General features: G+C 70.7%; 21 protein-coding genes, 1 pseudogene and 1 other annotated feature. Of the genes and pseudogenes, 10 read left to right on the forward strand and 12 right to left on the reverse strand.

The genetic code is table 11. The features are described 5' to 3' along the window. The 5 genes and pseudogenes from ACXET9_RS13875 to ACXET9_RS13895 all read left to right on the forward strand — a co-directional run. A protein-coding gene (locus ACXET9_RS13875) for an IS3 family transposase (RefSeq protein ID WP_457887270.1) occupies positions 1-1,223 on the forward strand; the annotation gives its coding sequence in 2 pieces (ribosomal slippage) (positions 1-262 and positions 262-1,223; 1,224 coding nt annotated over the 2 pieces). This gene is flagged as partial in the annotation. Next, positions 255-383, forward strand: a sequence feature (AL1L pseudoknot). Its footprint overlaps the gene before it by 129 nt. 59 nt (positions 1,224-1,282) lie before the next feature. Beyond that, positions 1,283-1,486 carry a hypothetical protein gene (locus ACXET9_RS13880; protein WP_457887271.1) on the forward strand — a complete coding sequence of 68 codons (204 nt, stop codon included), beginning with the start codon at positions 1,283-1,285 and terminating at the stop codon, positions 1,484-1,486. A 230-nt stretch (positions 1,487-1,716) separates the two neighbouring features. After that, on the forward strand, positions 1,717-2,052 hold the full coding sequence (locus tag ACXET9_RS13885; protein WP_457887272.1) for a hypothetical protein: 336 nt from the start codon (positions 1,717-1,719) through the stop codon (positions 2,050-2,052). A gap of 4 nt (positions 2,053-2,056) precedes the next feature. Continuing rightward, positions 2,057-2,929 (forward strand): carbohydrate kinase family protein, encoded by an 873-nt coding sequence (locus ACXET9_RS13890; protein WP_457887273.1) that lies wholly within the window; start codon positions 2,057-2,059, stop codon positions 2,927-2,929. A gap of 218 nt (positions 2,930-3,147) precedes the next feature. Further along, a pseudogene (locus tag ACXET9_RS13895) lies at positions 3,148-3,345 on the forward strand (AAA family ATPase); the annotation flags it as partial. A 92-nt stretch (positions 3,346-3,437) separates the two neighbouring features. Here ACXET9_RS13895 and ACXET9_RS13900 read toward each other — a convergent pair. Further along, positions 3,438-4,346 carry an alpha/beta hydrolase gene (locus ACXET9_RS13900; RefSeq protein WP_457887274.1) on the reverse strand — a complete coding sequence of 303 codons (909 nt, stop codon included), beginning with the start codon at positions 4,344-4,346 and terminating at the stop codon, positions 3,438-3,440. 128 nt (positions 4,347-4,474) lie between these two features. After that, positions 4,475-5,314 carry an alpha/beta fold hydrolase gene (locus tag ACXET9_RS13905; RefSeq protein WP_457887275.1) on the reverse strand — a complete coding sequence of 280 codons (840 nt, stop codon included), beginning with the start codon at positions 5,312-5,314 and terminating at the stop codon, positions 4,475-4,477. 83 nt (positions 5,315-5,397) lie between these two features. Between ACXET9_RS13905 and ACXET9_RS13910 the strand changes: the two genes are divergently transcribed. Together ACXET9_RS13910 and ACXET9_RS13915 are read left to right on the forward strand one after the other, a co-directional pair. After that, positions 5,398-6,036, forward strand: a complete 639-nt coding sequence (locus ACXET9_RS13910; RefSeq protein ID WP_457887277.1) for a winged helix-turn-helix transcriptional regulator — start codon at positions 5,398-5,400, stop codon at positions 6,034-6,036. Positions 6,037-6,211: 175 nt separating this feature from the next. Further along, complete coding sequence (locus tag ACXET9_RS13915) at positions 6,212-6,733, forward strand: AAA family ATPase (protein ID WP_457887278.1); 522 nt, start codon at positions 6,212-6,214, stop codon at positions 6,731-6,733. Between the two features lie 39 nt (positions 6,734-6,772). Here the strand turns inward: ACXET9_RS13915 and ACXET9_RS13920 are convergent, their stop codons facing one another. Then, positions 6,773-7,066 carry a DUF4287 domain-containing protein gene (locus ACXET9_RS13920; RefSeq protein ID WP_457887279.1) on the reverse strand — a complete coding sequence of 98 codons (294 nt, stop codon included), beginning with the start codon at positions 7,064-7,066 and terminating at the stop codon, positions 6,773-6,775. A gap of 159 nt (positions 7,067-7,225) precedes the next feature. Here ACXET9_RS13920 and ACXET9_RS13925 point away from each other — a divergent pair, with 159 nt between their 5' ends. Then, on the forward strand, positions 7,226-7,657 hold the full coding sequence (locus ACXET9_RS13925; RefSeq protein ID WP_457887395.1) for a GNAT family N-acetyltransferase: 432 nt from the start codon (positions 7,226-7,228) through the stop codon (positions 7,655-7,657). Between the two features lie 27 nt (positions 7,658-7,684). On the opposite strand, the gene ACXET9_RS13930 is transcribed toward ACXET9_RS13925, so the two are convergent. Then, positions 7,685-8,035 (reverse strand): hypothetical protein, encoded by a 351-nt coding sequence (locus ACXET9_RS13930; RefSeq protein WP_457887280.1) that lies wholly within the window; start codon positions 8,033-8,035, stop codon positions 7,685-7,687. A 194-nt stretch (positions 8,036-8,229) separates the two neighbouring features. Between ACXET9_RS13930 and ACXET9_RS13935 the strand changes: the two genes are divergently transcribed. Further along, positions 8,230-8,424 carry a hypothetical protein gene (locus ACXET9_RS13935; protein ID WP_457887281.1) on the forward strand — a complete coding sequence of 65 codons (195 nt, stop codon included), beginning with the start codon at positions 8,230-8,232 and terminating at the stop codon, positions 8,422-8,424. A gap of 138 nt (positions 8,425-8,562) precedes the next feature. Here the strand turns inward: ACXET9_RS13935 and ACXET9_RS13940 are convergent, their stop codons facing one another. From ACXET9_RS13940 to ACXET9_RS13965, 6 genes are all read right to left on the reverse strand, one after another. Next, positions 8,563-8,904, reverse strand: coding sequence for a YciI family protein (locus ACXET9_RS13940; protein ID WP_457887283.1), 342 nt, complete (start codon positions 8,902-8,904; stop codon positions 8,563-8,565). Between the two features lie 62 nt (positions 8,905-8,966). Then, positions 8,967-9,734, reverse strand: a complete 768-nt coding sequence (locus ACXET9_RS13945) for an SCO1664 family protein (RefSeq protein ID WP_457887284.1) — start codon at positions 9,732-9,734, stop codon at positions 8,967-8,969. Beyond that, positions 9,734-10,306 carry a DUF3090 domain-containing protein gene (locus ACXET9_RS13950; RefSeq protein WP_457887285.1) on the reverse strand — a complete coding sequence of 191 codons (573 nt, stop codon included), beginning with the start codon at positions 10,304-10,306 and terminating at the stop codon, positions 9,734-9,736. The genes ACXET9_RS13945 and ACXET9_RS13950 overlap by 1 nt, the downstream gene beginning before the upstream one ends. A 9-nt stretch (positions 10,307-10,315) precedes the next feature. Next, on the reverse strand, positions 10,316-11,023 hold the full coding sequence (locus ACXET9_RS13955) for a histidine phosphatase family protein (protein WP_457887286.1): 708 nt from the start codon (positions 11,021-11,023) through the stop codon (positions 10,316-10,318). A gap of 36 nt (positions 11,024-11,059) precedes the next feature. Then, positions 11,060-11,980 (reverse strand): alpha/beta fold hydrolase, encoded by a 921-nt coding sequence (locus ACXET9_RS13960; RefSeq protein WP_457887287.1) that lies wholly within the window; start codon positions 11,978-11,980, stop codon positions 11,060-11,062. Between the two features lie 176 nt (positions 11,981-12,156). Continuing rightward, positions 12,157-12,702 (reverse strand): hypothetical protein, encoded by a 546-nt coding sequence (locus ACXET9_RS13965; RefSeq protein WP_457887288.1) that lies wholly within the window; start codon positions 12,700-12,702, stop codon positions 12,157-12,159. A 205-nt stretch (positions 12,703-12,907) separates the two neighbouring features. On the opposite strand from ACXET9_RS13965, the gene ACXET9_RS13970 reads away from it, so the two are divergent. Further along, entirely contained in the window at positions 12,908-13,204 is a 297-nt protein-coding gene (locus tag ACXET9_RS13970) for an immunity protein Imm33 domain-containing protein (RefSeq protein WP_457887289.1), read from the forward strand. 90 nt (positions 13,205-13,294) lie between these two features. Here ACXET9_RS13970 and ACXET9_RS13975 read toward each other — a convergent pair whose 3' ends face one another. Together ACXET9_RS13975 and ACXET9_RS13980 are read right to left on the reverse strand one after the other, a co-directional pair. Beyond that, positions 13,295-13,951: a dihydrofolate reductase family protein gene (locus tag ACXET9_RS13975; protein WP_457887291.1), complete on the reverse strand. Its 657-nt coding sequence runs from the start codon at positions 13,949-13,951 to the stop codon at positions 13,295-13,297. Positions 13,952-14,032: 81 nt separating this feature from the next. Further along, the gene (locus ACXET9_RS13980; RefSeq protein ID WP_457887292.1) at positions 14,033-15,271 is read right to left on the reverse strand and encodes a hypothetical protein; all 1,239 of its coding nucleotides are present in this window, start codon (positions 15,269-15,271) and stop codon (positions 14,033-14,035) included. Between the last annotated feature and the right edge of the window lie 124 nt (positions 15,272-15,395).

Here is a 15,395-nt window from a genome sequence, read left to right on the forward strand (position 1 = left end):
GACGAGCTTCGGGAGAGAGCCACGAGGATGGCAGTTCAGTCACGGCGCGATCCATCGACGAGGTCGGGGACGTTTCGCCGTGTGGGCGAGCAGCTCGGGATCAATCCTGAGACTCTGAGGAACTGGGTCGTGCAGGCCGAGGTTGACGAGGGGCACCGTCCCGGGACCACGACCAGCGAGTCCCAGCGCCTGGTCGAGCTGGAGAAGGAAGTGCGTGAGCTGCGCAGGGCGAACTCGATCCTGAGGTCAGCCTCGGCTTTTTTCGCGGCGGAGCTCGACCGCCCACAGCGTTGATCGTGGAGTACATCGACAAGTGCAGGCATGAGTTCGGCGTCGAGCCGATCTGTCGAACGCTGACCGCAGCGGGCACGCAGATCGCGCCGAGCACGTACTACGCGTTCAAGACCCGCCCACCCTCGAAGCGAGCACTACGCGACGAGGAACTGCTGGTCGAGATCCACCGGGCCCATGCGGCGAACTTCGGCGTCTACGGGGCGAAGAAGGTCCACGCCCAGCTGCGCCGCGAGGGCGTCGTCATCGCGCGTTGCACGGTCGAGCGGCTCATGCGCGGCGCGGGGTTGCGAGGGGTCAGCCGGGCCAAGGGCCCGCGCACCACGATCTCCGGTCGTGGCCCGGATAATCGTCCTGACCTGGTCGAACGTGACTTCACCGCGACCGCTCCGAACCAGTTGTGGGTCGCGGACTTCACCTACTGCCGCACCTTCGCCGGCTGGGTGTATGCCGCGTTCGTCATCGATGTGTTCTCCCGCCGCGTGGTCGGCTGGCAGCTGTCGAAGTCGCTGCGGACGAACCTCGCGCTGGACGCGCTCGAGATGGGCATCTGGACCCGCGATCACGCAGGCCAGGCCGCCTTCGGGCTCACGCACCACAGCGATAGGGGCGTTCAGTACGTCGCCATCCGCTACACCGAGCGTCTTGCTGAGGCCGGCGCGGCCGCCTCGGTCGGCTCCACCGGCGACTCGTATGACAATGCCCTGGCCGAGGCCTTCAACTCGCTGTTCAAGGCTGAACTGGTCCGCAACCGCGGGCCCTGGAAGAACATCGACGACCTCGAGATCGCGACCGCGGAATACATCGACTGGTTCAATCACCGGCGACTTCACGGCGAGATCGGCATGATCCCGCCCGTCGAGCTCGAGGACACCTACCATCACAACCACCCCGCACCGGCACCCGCCGACGCGGCACTTGCGAGCCTCTAACAAACCCGGGGCGATTCAGTCCGACTATTCCACCCGAGCAACACCAAGGACCACCGGTCGTGCTGTTGCATCCGGTCGAGGATCGTTGGACTATGCCGGAGCTCAGCCTCGACTACCTTGGTCGGCTTCGCGGCAAGACCCGGGTCGTGATGCTTCCTGGCTGCGGCCACTTCCCCCTCGAGGAGCCCGGTTTCCAGGTCCTCCTGGACGAGGTTTCGGATGAGATGGAACAGGTGCTGGATGACCAGCGGAGAGGCAGCTGAGTCGGCCATGCGCGGTGAGGGTCCGTAGCCCTGAGACCGGTCTGGCCTGGTGAGGCGTGCATGCGTTCCCAGCCGTGGCGACGCCGTGGAGTTCGAGTGCCCGCGCTATGGCGGATCGCAGGAGCTCGCGACGATCGTCCTCGGGCCCTGCCGGGGCCGCGTCCGCGGGCAGTGCAGTGGTGCCCCAGGGCCCTCGGAGTCATGGCGCGGGCGCGTGGGATGATGCCGCCATGGACTCCTCCATGGACGACGACGCCGGCGAGCCGATGCACGTCGCCGATGAGTCGGTCGACCTGGTCATGTCCCGCCATGAGGCGATCGATCCGCGCGAGATCGCTCGGGTCCTGGCCCCCGGAGGTCGTCTGCTCACCCAGCAGGTCGACGGCGCCGACGCCGAGGAGATCCACGAGTGGTTCGGCACCGATCCCCAGTATCCGGAGGTCTCCTCGGAGCGCATCGTGCGCGATCTCGAGGCCGAGCGCCTGCTCGCGATCGACGCGGACCGTCCGATCCGTGTCACGCAGAGACGCTTCCGCATCCTCGCCTCCCGTGATGGGGTTCAATAGTCCGATGAGCACCCCTGACCCGGTCCCGCATGTCGTCGTCTGCGGTCCCGCCTCCTGGAACCACCTGATCTCCCTGGACCGCCTTCCCGAACCGGTCCCGCACATGCAGTTCGCCGAGAGCGCCTGGCACACCGTCGGCGGCACGTCGGCCGGCAAGGCGGCGCATCTCGCCGCTCTCGGCGTCCCTACGGTGCTCCATGCGCCGCTCGGCGCCGACGAGGACGGCGGGCGGATCGCCGCGCTGCTGATCGGTGCCGGTGTCGATCTGCGTGCGGTCGGGAGCGAGCGCACCGAGAGGCATGTGAACCTCATGGCGCGGGACGGGCGGGTCTCCCTGTACGTCGCGACCCCGTCGGCCCCGTCGGCCGACGACGTCTCCTCCGCCGCCGCGTCGGCGCTCGCGGCCGACGTCGCCGTGCTGGACCTCTCGGAGCTCGGGTTCGCCGTGCTCCGGGATCTCGAGCGCTCCCCGCGCCGCCCCAGCATCTGGACCGACCTGCACGACTACGACGGCGCCGCGGCGTTCCATGAGCCCTTCCTACGGGCCGCCGAGGTCGTGCTGATGAACGCCGATGCGACCGACGACGCCTGGGCGCTGCTCGCCTCCTGCGTCGCACGCGGTCCTCGACTCGCGGTCTGCACCCTCGGCGCGCAGGGCGCGATCGCCCTGGAGGCCGACGGGACGCGGCATGAGGTCTCAGCGGTGCCGGCCGAGGTCGTGGACACCAACGGCGCCGGCGATGCCTTCATGGCCGGTCTGCTGGCGGCGACGCTGCGCGGACAGAGCATCCCCTCCGCGCTCTCCGCCGCGGCCGCGCAGGCGCGGGTCGCGATCGAGGGCGAGCATCTGCATCCCGCGCTCCGAGCCGAGGGATGAGCTCTCGACCCTCAGAACGTGCTGGTCACAGACGTACTACGGCATATTCTGCCGTTCGTGACGTATACCTCTGGGGCTGTGGGGTGCCCTCTCCGCGCACCTAGAGTGGTCTGGGTCAAGTCCCTTTGAGTGGTGGCTTTTGGGTCAGGCGGTCATGAGGAGCCGGCTGTTGTTCTCGGGGGTTTCGGTGGTGAGCATGTCGGCGCGGCAGCGCATCGATCCTCGCCTGCGGTCTACCGCGAGGCTGGGAGGTCGGGGTCGCTGCGTACGAAGCGGCTCGCGCGATAGCCGAACAGAACCTCCGCCTCGGACACGATGTCGTCGTCGATGCGGTGAACGACAGCGAGGATGCTCGGCAGACCTGGCGGACCGCGGCGTCGCGCACGGGCGCACGGCTCGACGTGGTGCACCTCGAGCTCACGGACGAGAGAGCGGGAGCTGCGACTCCGCACCAGGGATCGGGGTGGAGCCCCGGCGTCCGGTCGGCGTCTCGCAGGAGCAGGTCGCCTCAGGCGGACGTCGCCCCAGAATGCTCGAGCAGGCCGTGCATCCGCATCCAGCTGGCGAAGGACTCGAACCACCCGGTGCTGGTCGTCTCCTTCGGGTACATGCCGAATCCGTGCCCGCCCCGCTCGTAGAAGTGGAGCTCCACGGGCCGCCCGGCAGCGCGCCAGCTCTCCACCAGGGGGAACCCGCTCGGGTCCATCAGGCCGTCGTCCGCGGCGAGCGCGATAAACAGCGGCGGCGCATCGTCGGGCACCTCGAACGCGGTGAGCGGCCCGTAGATGTCGCCGATGAAGGCGGGCTTCGCCTCCTCGCCGACGAGAGCGGTGGCGACGGTGAGCATGGCGCCGGCGGAGAAGCCGACCATGCCGACCCGCTCGGGATCGATCGCCCACTCGGCCGCTCGGCTGCGCACGAGGGCGAATGCTGCGCGGGCATCGGCGATCTGCGGGTCCAGGGCGCCGAGCGCGGTGGCTGGGTCGTGCCGGTGAGAGGGGATCGGTACGGCCAGCATCTCCCTGATCGCTGAGGCGAAGTCGTCGAGATGCTCCGGGGTGGGCTTGAGCCGGTACTTCAGCACGAAGGCGGCGACACCGCGATCCGCGAGCGCGCGCGCCACATCCCACCCCTCGTTCTCCATAGACAAGGACATGAACCCTCCGCCCGGCGCCACGATCACGGCGGTGCCCGTCGCCGTGGCCGGATCAGGCAGGAACGGCGTGAGCGTGGCGACGCCGACGTTGCGGGCGAACACGCTGCCGTACTCGCTGTGCCAGGTCTCCGGTGCTGAGCCGCCCGGCATCGGTCCGGTTCCGAGCTCGATGGCGTCCGGCTGTGCGGGGACCGCGATCGGCGTCATCCCGTGTTTCTCGGGCACTGCGGGTTCACTGCTGGGGGTCGAGGCCATGGTCATGAGCTCTCCATTCGGATGATGGGCCGGGGGAACGCGGTTTCCGCGCTCGGCGCCGAGGATAACGCCGCCCGACGGATCGGGGAAGACCGGCGCGCGCCGAGGGTCGCGACACGTCGAGCGGGGGCTCGTCACAGGCTCAGCATCGCCGCCGCGACCTCGGCCGTGGCCGCGTCGGGGATCGCCCTCGACGCGTCCTCGAGCACCAGGAGGTGTGCGCCGGGGATCTCTCGCGCAAGGGCTTCACCGTTGCCGACGGGGAAGAACGGATCGCGACGTCCGTGCACCACGAGCGCAGGCAGGGCGAGGTCGGCGAGACGCTCCCGCCAGCGGGGTCGGCAGTCGAGCCTGGAGAACGTCATCCCCAGCTGATTCGCCATGTGCACAGCGGGCTGCGCGCCCGGAGTGCGGTCCCATACGCGTGCGGCGAGCGACGAGGCGGCCGCGGGGTCGTCGCCGAGGATATCGGCGCCGCCTGCCGCGTACTCCGCCACCGCGCTGCGATCGGACCAGTCGGGCTTGCGGCGGGAGAACAGCCGAGCCATCGTCGCCGTGTCGTGGTCGGGCAGATCTGCGTCGACGGGCCCAGGGGCGACCGGTCGTGTCCCGACGAGGGTCAGTGCCGAGAAGGCGTCCGGATGATCGAGGGCGGCGACCTGGGCGACCAGGCCTCCGACCCCGATGCCCGCCAGGTGGGCGGGCCGGTCGTCGAGGGCGCGGGCGAGACCCACGGCATCTGCGGCGAGATCCCGCAGCGTGTATGCCGGATTCTGAGGGTCGATGGTGGTCGAGGTGCCGGAATCTCGCAGGTCGTAGCGCACGACGTGCCGGCCGCCCTGCGCGAGGGCTGTGCAGAGCTCGTCGGGCCAGGACAGCATGGTGGTGCCTCCTGCGCACAGGAGCAGCGGGGTGGCGGGATCCCCGAAGTGCTCGGCCCCGAGCCTCACGCCGTTCGTCTCGTACGTCGTCATCGCGGCCTTCTCGTCGTCGGCTGGGAGGTTCAGAAAAACAACTGCACTTGTGATAGTGAACTGCCGATCCTAGGCTGTCAACCATGAAGACCTATGGTCAGTACTGTGGCCTGGCCAGGGCCGCCGAGGTCCTCGGCGAGCGGTGGACGCTGGTGATCCTGCGCGATCTGCTCGTCGGCCCGAAACGCTTCAACGAGCTCAGGACGGGGATCCCGGGCATCCCCTCCAACATCCTGACCACGCGACTCGGCGACCTCGAACGGGCCGAGGTGGTCGAGCGCGCCGTCGCGGACCGCGGCGTCGTCTATCAGCTCAGTGACTACGGGCGGGACCTCGAGCCGATCCTCCTCGCGATCGGCCGGTGGGGGGCGCGGCGGATGGATGCCCCGCGGGAGGGCGAGCGACCCACGGACAGCTCTCTGGCCGCTGCCCTGCTGGCAGCTCGCACCGACACGACGGTCGAGCCGTTCAGCGTCGAGGTGACGGTCGGACCCGCCGTGGCGACCGCGAGAGTGGGGGAGACCGGTGTCAGCGTCGCCGAGGGGACGTCGCCCGATCCGGATCTCCACCTCGGCGGCCCGGGGATGCGTCGCCTGCTCGCCGATGGTGACGTCGACGCGGCGCTGAGCTCCGGCGGCATCGACTGCGAGGGGCCGACGTCGTTGGTCGAGGAGTTCGTCCGCGCATTCCATGTCCCGCTCGATGCGTCGGTCAGAGAATGAGGGGAGGAGCGGATCCGCGGAGGCGTTGTGGTCCTCCGCGTCACGCGGCGCCGCAGGGGAGGAGGGACGGATCGGTGACCACCGCGGACGCGATCGCACCGACCCGCTCGAGGGCGGTCCTCATCGAAGGCGTCCCGGGGGAGCGGGTCGCGACGATCACGTCACGGGCGCTCGGATGAGCGGGCGCCTGGTCGTGCTCTCCGGCCTCCCGGGGGTCGGGAAGACGAGCGTCGCCGAGATCCTCGCGGCGCGGACGGCGTCGGTCCACCTGTCCATCGACGCGGTCGAGGACGCGCTCCTCGCCTGCGGTCTGCCGCGTGGCTGGGAGGTCGGGGTCGCCGCCTACGAGGCGACGCGAGCGATGGCCGAGCTGAACCTCCGGCTCGGCCACGACGTCGTCGTCGATGCGGTGAACGACAGCGACGAGGCGCGGCAGACCTGGCGTGCCGCCGCGGCACGGACAGGTGCCGGGATCGCGTTCGTGCACCTCGTGCTCTCGGACGCGGCCGAGCATCGACGGAGGCTCCGGGGCAGGGTCCGGGGCCTCGAGCACGTGGGCGAGCCGACCTGGGAGGACGTGCAGCGCCGACGCTCCGACTATGCCGCGTGGACCGATGCCGTCGTGCAGGTCGACACGGGCGGACGGACGGCCGACGAGATCGCGGAGCTCCTCGCGGCGCGGTTCGGCAGGCGCTGACGCGGGATCGACCGCGACGCCCCGCCCCGGGGGAGCGCGTCAGCTCGTGGGCTTGGTCGCGACCCCGTCGAGCCAGAGCGTCTCGGACTCGTCCCGATGCACGCCCTCCGTTCCGACGTGCTTGCTGCTGATCGTCGGTCCCTTCTGGATGACGTGGACGAGAGCCATGCCGTGGCCGCGTCCCAGGTCGTAGTCGTCCTTGAGCCACGCGAGGATCTCGCCGGCCTTCGTGCCCGGCTGGTCGAGGCCCTTCTCCTGCGCGATCTCGACCAGCTGCCGCGGCGTCAGGCCGGTCTTCTTCTCGATGGCGTCCAGATAGGCCTGGAATGACATGGGATCCCCCTCGCTCACCGAGCGCCGATCAGCACCCGCACCCCAGAGTGCTGTCCCGCACCGCGGGAGCGCAAGACCCCACCCCCGGCACGCGGATAGTCTCGCCGCGTGATCCCGGAGCCGACCTTCCGACCGAGCAGCATCGCCGATGCGCCCTGGATGGCCGAGCTCCGAGCGGTGGTCATGCGGACCGATCTCGAGCGGCTCGGGCGCTACGACCCGCACCGCGTGCGGCAGCGCTTCCTCGACGCGTTCACCCCGGCGCACACCCGGGTCATCCAGGTCGCCGGGGAGGACGTCGGCCTGGTCGCGGTGCGACCGGAGGCGGACGGGGTGTGGATCGAGCACTTCTACCTCGACCCCGCGCAGCAGGGACGGGGCATGGGCGGTCGGGTCCTCGCGCAGATCCTGCACACGGACACCGCGGGAGCGCCCTTCCGACTGAACGTCCTCCAGGGGAGTCCCGCCCGTCGCCTGTACGAGCGGCACGGCTTCACCCGCGTGAGCGAGGACCCGATCGACGTCTACCTCATGAGGCCGGCTGCCGAGCTGCGCGCCGTCGGCGGAGCCCCGCCCGGACGACGCGGCTGATCCGGGCGCCCCGTCCTCCCGGAGCGCTCAGGCTCCGGCGCGATGGTGCTTCAGCGCCGCCCGACGGTTCGAGGCGACCTTCGGGGAGTCCCTCCGGTCCTCGGGCAGCGCGTCGAGGATCGTGGCGTCCGCCCGCGCGGCGAGCGTGAGCAGACCCCACATCCCGATCGTGTCGAGCTCGAGGTCGATGTCCTCCGGCGAGGCCGCGGCGAACACGGCATGCGCCGCCGCCTCGACCTCGGGGTCGCTCTCCCTCTTCGCCGCGCCCTTGATGGCGTTGGGCTGGTTCGAGTAGTTGTCGAGCGCTGTCAGCAGCTGCTCGGACCGTTCGGCCCCGAGCGCAGCGTCCAGCGCAGCCTGGATCGGCATATCGGTCATCACGTCTCCGGTGTCCTCTCTGCGTCCCTCACGGTCGTGGCCGCGGGAACCGGACACGATGACAGCACCTCAGAGGAACGGGCCGCCGCGCCACCGCTTCCTCCGGCGTCGCCGGCATGCTCTCGTACGCTGAGGGACGTCTACCCCGGGGCTCGGCGGAGGACCGGCGCCTCGGGCGGCGAGAGGAGATCGACATGCGCAGGGACGAGCACGGAGCCTTCATCGTGACGCCCGAGGAGATGTTCATCCTCCGGCAGGGCCTGTTCATCGCGAAGCACCACACGGACCCGGCCGTCGCGGACGACCTGCCTGTCCTGACCGGTGTGACGCCGGAGGAGATCGCTGCGCTGATGGAGCGTGCGGACGAGCTCGGTCGCCCGTGGCGCTGATCGAGCTCCTGCGCCCCCGGACCACGACGGGATATCGGAGCGTCGAGCGCATCGCCGGGCGCTGCGCTCGGCGAACTCCTCGGGGCGGAGCAGACTCGCGAGATCCAGGCCGCGCTCGCGGCGCGGCTCGTGGGTGATTCAGTAGACCCGTCGGATCTGCTGAGGCCATCCGCATGCTTCGGCGATCCGGCCGCCCCACATCCTCGCGTGCTCGTCATCAGCGACATTCACGATGGTCAGCCCGCCGATGTACTGCTCGTCCGGCGTGTGCAGTCCCTCGCGGAACTCCAGCGTGCCTCCGGTGTCATCGGCGGTGATCGCGGCATCGACGTCCTCGTCGACGCCCGCGGCGAACACCAGCACCCCGGCATCCTGCATGTCCTGCACGACAGCTTTGGCGAGAGGGCCCCGCTCCGCGAACCACTCCGGGCTGTGGTCGCCCACCCACTGCTGGTTGAAGTAGATTATGTACTGCGCCATGGTCGGGCCTCTCGAGGTCGACAGGTGGATGTCGGGTGCGAAACGTAGCACGGCGAGAACTCTCAGAACAGCGGCCACGGCACCGCGGGCATCACTCCGCTCGGGGCCGGGAAGCATCCGTCGGCCCGCAGCCGGGTGCAGCGCGCGGCGAGCGCCTCGAGCTCCTCGGGGCGGAGCAGCTTCGCGAGGTCTCGGCCGAGCTCGCCGTCCAGAGCGTCGGCGATGCGGTCGATGCCGTCCAGCTCCTCGGCACGCAGCGCCTCGCCGAGCCACCCCCAGAGGACCGTGCGCAGCTTGTCCTCGTGATGAAAGGTGAGCCCGTGGTCGACGCCGAAGCGGTGTCCGCCCGGCATGGCGAGGATGTGGTCGCCCTTGCGGTCGGCGTTGTTGACGATCGCGTCGAACACCGTCATGCGGCGCAGCGCGGGAGTGTCCTCATGGGCCAGGGTGATCCTCTGCCCGTCCTCGTCGAGTCCCTCGAGGACGCTCCGCCAGCCCGTGGCGGGCACGTCGTCCGTCGCGACCAGGTCCACGGGGTGCTGGGCGGGGTCCTGCTCCTGCCAGAGCTGGACCATCCCTTTTCCGAGCGGGCCGTCGCGCAGCCAGGTGCGCGGCACGACGTCCCAGCCGAGGGCCTCGGAGACCAGATAGGAGGCGATCTCCCGGTGCGCCAGGGTGCCGCCGGGGAAGTCCCAGAGCGGGGCTTCGCCCGCCACGGGCTTGTAGACGACCGCCGCGTCGCCGATGCCGGCCAGGAACGTCGCGTTCGACGCCGTGGTGAGGCGACCGGTGAGCACCAGCTCGCCGGTCGCCAGATCCGTGTCGGGCATCAGGACTCGGGAATGATGCAGACGTGACCATCGGGGTCGATGGGATGGCCGCAGAGCGTGCACAGGGGTCGCCCGGCATCCACGACCTCGCGGGTGCGCTGGGTGAACGCGCGGGCGGTGCCGACGGGCATCTTCACTCGCAGCATCTCGGAGTCCTCCGCAGGTGCCTCGTCGTACCCGTCGTACCCGTCGAATTCCTCGGCCTCGGCCTCGGCGGGCAGCGGGTGCGCCTCGATGATCACCTGCGCGGTGGTGGGGTCCCAGCCGATCCCGAGGGTTCCGGCGCGGAACTGCTCGTCGACGTGGTCGAGCGGATCGTTGTCGACGAGCTCGACGGGGGTGCTGGTGGGCACGCTGTAGCGATTGCCCTCGACCTCGCGGAGCCGGTCGAGGATCTCGTCGATCTTCAGCGCGAGCAGGGCCGACTGCTCCTTCTCGAGGGCGATGCTCACGATCCGCGACCCGGTGCGGGCCTGGAGGTAGAACGTGCGAGATCCCGGTCGCCCGACCGTCCCGATGACGACCCGGTCCGGCCAGTCGAACTCATGAGTTTGTGCGGGCACGTCGGTCATGATCCGATCCTAGGCGTCCGAGCTGGCGGTGGCGGAGGTGCCTGCCCCGCCGCCGACCGGTGCATCTCCGGCAGGGACGCTCCGCGCGAGCCAGGACAGGTCCCCGGCGTCGGTGTTGGTCGCGAGCACCCTCGGCCTGGCGGCCCCGTAGGACACGATCGACACCGAGGCCGGTCCGACCTCGAGCCGCTGGAACATGTCCAGGTGCATGCCGAGCGCATCGGCCAGGACCGACTTGATGATGTCGCCGTGGCTCACCGCCACCCATATCGCGCCCGGGCCGTGCTCGGCCGCGACGGCGGCGTCGTGACGCCTGATCGCCGCGACCGCTCTGGCCTGCATCCCTGCCATGGATTCCCCGCCAGGGAAGGTGACGGCCGACGGCTGCGCCTGCACGGTCCGCCACAGCTCCTCCTTGGCGAGCTCCGTGAGCTGGCGGCCCTGCCACGTCCCGTAGTCGCACTCCGTGATCTCCGCGTCGACCGACGAGGACGGTGCGCCCGCCTGCCGATCGGTGATGGCCTGGGCGGTCTCCAGGCAGCGATCGAGAGGGCTCGAGACCACCTTGGCCACGGGAACGGCCACGATCCTGTCCGCGGTCCGCGCCGCCTGGTCGCGTCCCGCATCGTCCAGGCTCACGCCGGGGGTCCGACCCGCCAGGAGCCCTGTCGCATTGGCCGTGGTGCGACCGTGCCGCACGAGGAGAACCGTCGCCATGCCTCCAGCCTAGCCGCGCGCCCCTTGGGTCGAGACCTACGAGAGCTGGGGCCGCGCGTCCGACGACGCTCCGCGGACGTCGACCGCGGTGAGGAACGTCAGCGCCGCCTCGAGGAAGCGATCGTGCGCTTCGAGCTGCGCCCAGTGCCCGCAGCCCGGCACCATCACGAGCTCGGCCCGGGGCATCCGCTCAGCGGCGGTCCGCGACCCGACGGGATCGACGATCGGGTCCTCCTCGCCGTGGACCAGCAGCGTCGGCACGGCGATCCGCTCGACCACGCCGCGGAGGTCGTTGAGCAGGCCGTGGCGCGCCAGGGTCGCCTGGTTGTAGCGGGCGTACCCGAGCACGCCCCGCGGATCGCGGGCCGTCCGCACGAACTCCTCGACCACCTCGTTGGGGAGCGTCGACGGGTCCGCGACGAGGGAACGGATCGCGGTGCGGGCGAAGCGGTTCGCGAACCGTCCCGCGGGGAGCAGCAGCGCATCGGGCAGCTGCGCGGCGAGCCAGGCGCCGGTGTGGGTCGCGCGCCCGCCGACGCGGGGCGCCAGCCCGCCGGAGCCGATGAGCACGAGGCCGGAGACCTGCTCCGGATGCTCGAGGGCGAGGTGGAGCGCCACGTCGCCGCCCATCGAGATGCCGAGCACGACGGCGCGGGTGACCCCGAGCTGCTCCATCGCCTCGGCCACGACCGCGGCGAGGGCGCGCGGCCCGCCGACGGGCGGCACGTCGATGCTCCCGCCGAAGCCGGGCATGTCGATCGCCCAGACCTCGCGCTCCTGTCCGAGCCGTGCGATCAGCCGGTACCAGGAGATCGCGGCGCTGTCGGTGCCGCCGCCGTGCAGGAGCACCGTCGGCACCCGCTCCTGGCGAGGGGCGCCGCCGTGGAGGACGCGCAGACGCCCGGCGGCGGTGTCGACGTGGCGCGCGTCGGCACCGGGCGGGATGAGAGCGGTCATAGCGGGCGGATCCCTCCTCGCGGGGTTCGTGAGGGCGGGCGTCAGGACATGGGCCCGGACGCGGGTTCGGCGGCCGCGCCGTCGAGCCGGAGCCTACGGAACTCCGGTGCGAGTGTGAAGGCCTCCGGGACCCGGGCGGTGGACTCTCCGGCCGGAGAGGTGGGCCTCCGCCGCGCCTACCTCTGCGCCATCGTGCTGCGGATCCCTTCCATCAGCGCGGCGAGGGCCTTCACGGACAGGGTGAATCCGCTGGGCAGATCGATATAGCCGTGCGGCGCGTCCATCCCCGACCCCTGGCCGGCTCCGGGGACCAGATGCATCCGGACGTACGTCCGGGTGCTCTCTCCACTGGTGTTGGTGTGGAACTCGATGTGCTCGATCTCCCGCCAACGCAGACCGAGCATGCGAACCCGTCGCCCTCCTCGCATGGAGGTGACCTCGAGCCCGACGGGGGTGAGGTGCAGCTGACGACGACGGATCATGGGCCATGCCGTCGCCACGGCCCCCGACAGGGCGAACGGGACCAGGATCAGGCTGCCCCAGGCCTTGAACGTCCCGGCGTCGCCGTCGAAGAGTGCTCCGGCGTACATGCCCGCGCCGAGCGCCGCCATCAGGATCATCCCCACCATCGACGCCGTCCCCTTGAGCACGCTGGCCATCACCGTCACCGATCCTGTGCGTCGGAACTGCTCGTAGAGCCGATCGACTCTCGCTCGTCCCATCGTCGTCCTTCCCTGTCCTGTCCCGCCCTCGGTGATCGCGTCGTCGAGTCTGTCAGAACTCGGGAGACCGGGCCTCGTCACCGGGACGGAGAGGCCGTGCGAGGATGACGCCGTCCCCCTCGCCGCATCCTGGAGGTCTGCTCCGATATCCGACTCCCAGCCCGACCGGCCAGAGACCGAGCAGATCGCTGACCTGCAGCGAGAAGTGTGCCGACGGTTCGGCCTCGCCGAGACCGTCCCGGAGCCGAAGGTCGCCCTCGCCCTCTCGAGCATCGGCGCGACCCCCGTCTATGGGACGCGCATCGCTCTCGAGGAGGGCGATGACGTCAGCTGGTTCCTGCACTGCGGCGAGTACTCCGAGGCCGCGGACTTCTACCAGCCGGTGCACCTCGAGCACCTGCCCGAGCTGCTGCCGATCGTCCTGCCGTACCTGCGCCTGCCACCGGGCGCGCGCTTCATCATCGACGCGGACGGCTACGTGGACGTGTGGCTCGAGCCGTGAGGACGTCGTCGGCCGATGGGCCGACGCACTCCCGGCCGACGAACCTCCGAGTCGTCGGCCCCGAACGGCTCGACGCCGGCCCCGACCGGCTCACCGCCGGCTGAGCAGGAGATGCACGACGCCGCTGGGTGAGCTCACGGCCTCGATCGAGCAGAGCTCCTCGAGCCACTCGAGACCGTCCCACAGCCGCTCCCCACGGCCCAGCAGGATCGGTGTCTGCACGATGTGAGCGGTGTCGACGAGGCCCGCCGCGAGAGAGTCCCGCAGCACCGACACTCCGCCGCCGATCCGCACGTCCCGCTCGCCCGCCGCTTCCCGGGCGAGGACGAGCGCCTTCTGCGGGGTCGCGTCGACGAAGTGGAAGGCGGTGCCGCCCTCCATCTCGAGGGACGGCCGCGGATGATGCGTGAGCACGTACACGGGGGAGTGGAACGGCGGGCTCGGTCCCCACCATCCGCGCCATTCGTCCTCCGTGCTGAGCCCCTCCCACGGTCCGTGCGAGGCGCTGAACTTCCCGCGTCCCATGATCTCCGCGCCGATGCCGATGTCGTTCTGCAGCGCGAAGATGTCGTCGACGCCGGTCGAGCCGCCGGGCTCCGCGACCGCCCGGTGCCAGGTCCGCGTCGCGAGCATCCACGCGTGCAGGCGCTCGCCGGCGTGCCCGAACGGCGCCTGGACTGTGAGGCCCTCGCCCGTGCCGAAGCCGTCGAGGGAGATCGAGAAGTTGTGGACCCGGACCCGTGCCATGGGTGCCTCCAGGGGAGTGCGGCTGGTGGCCGGACCGTACGCCCGACGGCGGATCGGTCGCAAGGGATCGGTCGGGGACGCCTATCGGGCGAGTCGGAGCCGCGGGCTGCCGTTGATGGTGTCCACGGTGATGTCGCGGGGAGCGTTCGCCATGAAGGCCGGCACCCAGCCCTCGTGCTGATGCAGCACGACGGTCACGCCCCTGCGGACGATCGTGAGGATCACGCCGGTCAGGGCGGGATCCGCGGACGACGGGTCGGATGCGATGCGGGAGCCGAGCGCGGGGTCCTCCTCGCGCTCGCCGGAGAGCGCGAGCCATCGCAGGCGCGGCATCTCCGCGAGGAACGACCCCTCGGCACCGTCGAGGGCCAGCGTCATTCGCTCGACCGGGGTGTCTGCCAGCTGACTCAGGTCAGCACCTCGGGTCGTTCCGGTGAGCTCGAGGTCCGTCAGATGCAGCAGCCGGGTGATCGGCGAGATGCTGGTCAGGCCGGAGTCGACCGTGGCCAGGATCTGGAGGCGGCGCAGGTCGGTGCATTCTGCGAGCGGTGCCAGATCGGCCTGTTCGTCGAGGATGACGCTGAGACCCCGGAGCCCCTCCACCGCGCCGATGCCCTCGATCGTCGAGCACCCTCCGAGTCTGAGGTCCGCGGCGGCGGGACCGAACATCGCGGCGGCGAACTCGCGACGGTCGAAGCGAGCCCAGGCCCGATAAAGTTCGGCGAGGTCGGCATCGGTGTGGCGATCGGTCGCGTACTGCGCGAGGACCGCGAGCGCGGCCGGTGTCGCCAGGGTGCCGAGCGCCCGCAGCGCTGCACGGCGCGCCGTGGCACGCTGGCCGGTCGTGGGCGCGAGGACCGCGGGGTCGGGATCCGAGTGCGTCGTCAACCATGCCGCGACCTCCGAGACCTTCGCCGGCGGCGTCACCCCGCGAACGGTCAACTCTGCGACGTCGGCGGCAGGCCGCATGCTGGCGACGGCCAGAGCCTTCCGATGCCGCGCGGCTGATCGCCGGATGGTGGCCACCTTGGGGCTCGCCGACCGACCTTCCGGAAGGTCGTCGAGGACGGTGGCGTCGGCGCGGGCCGCGAGCGCCAGGAGGCCCCACATCGCGATGGAGTCCAGCGCTTCGTCGAGGTCCTGAGGGGAGGCGGCGGTGATGACCCGGAGCAGCGTCGCCTCGAGCTCAGGGTCGCTGGGCCTCTTCGCGGCGCCCTTGACCGCGTTCGGCTGATTCGTGTGGGCGTCGAAGGTTGTCAGCAGCTGCTCGGCGCGCTCGGTGCCGAGAGCCGCTCCGAGCGCATCCTCGATGGGGTCCATCGCTATCGGCCTCGCCTTCATCGCCTCGGTGATCCTGTCGATCCACCGCACCGTCGGTCCACCTCATCACGCCGCAGCGCGATCGAGTCCATGATGCCGAGTACGTCGGACACGCGTCCGAGGG

It is taken from the genome of Brachybacterium netajii (SeqCode) (genome assembly GCF_054114245.1).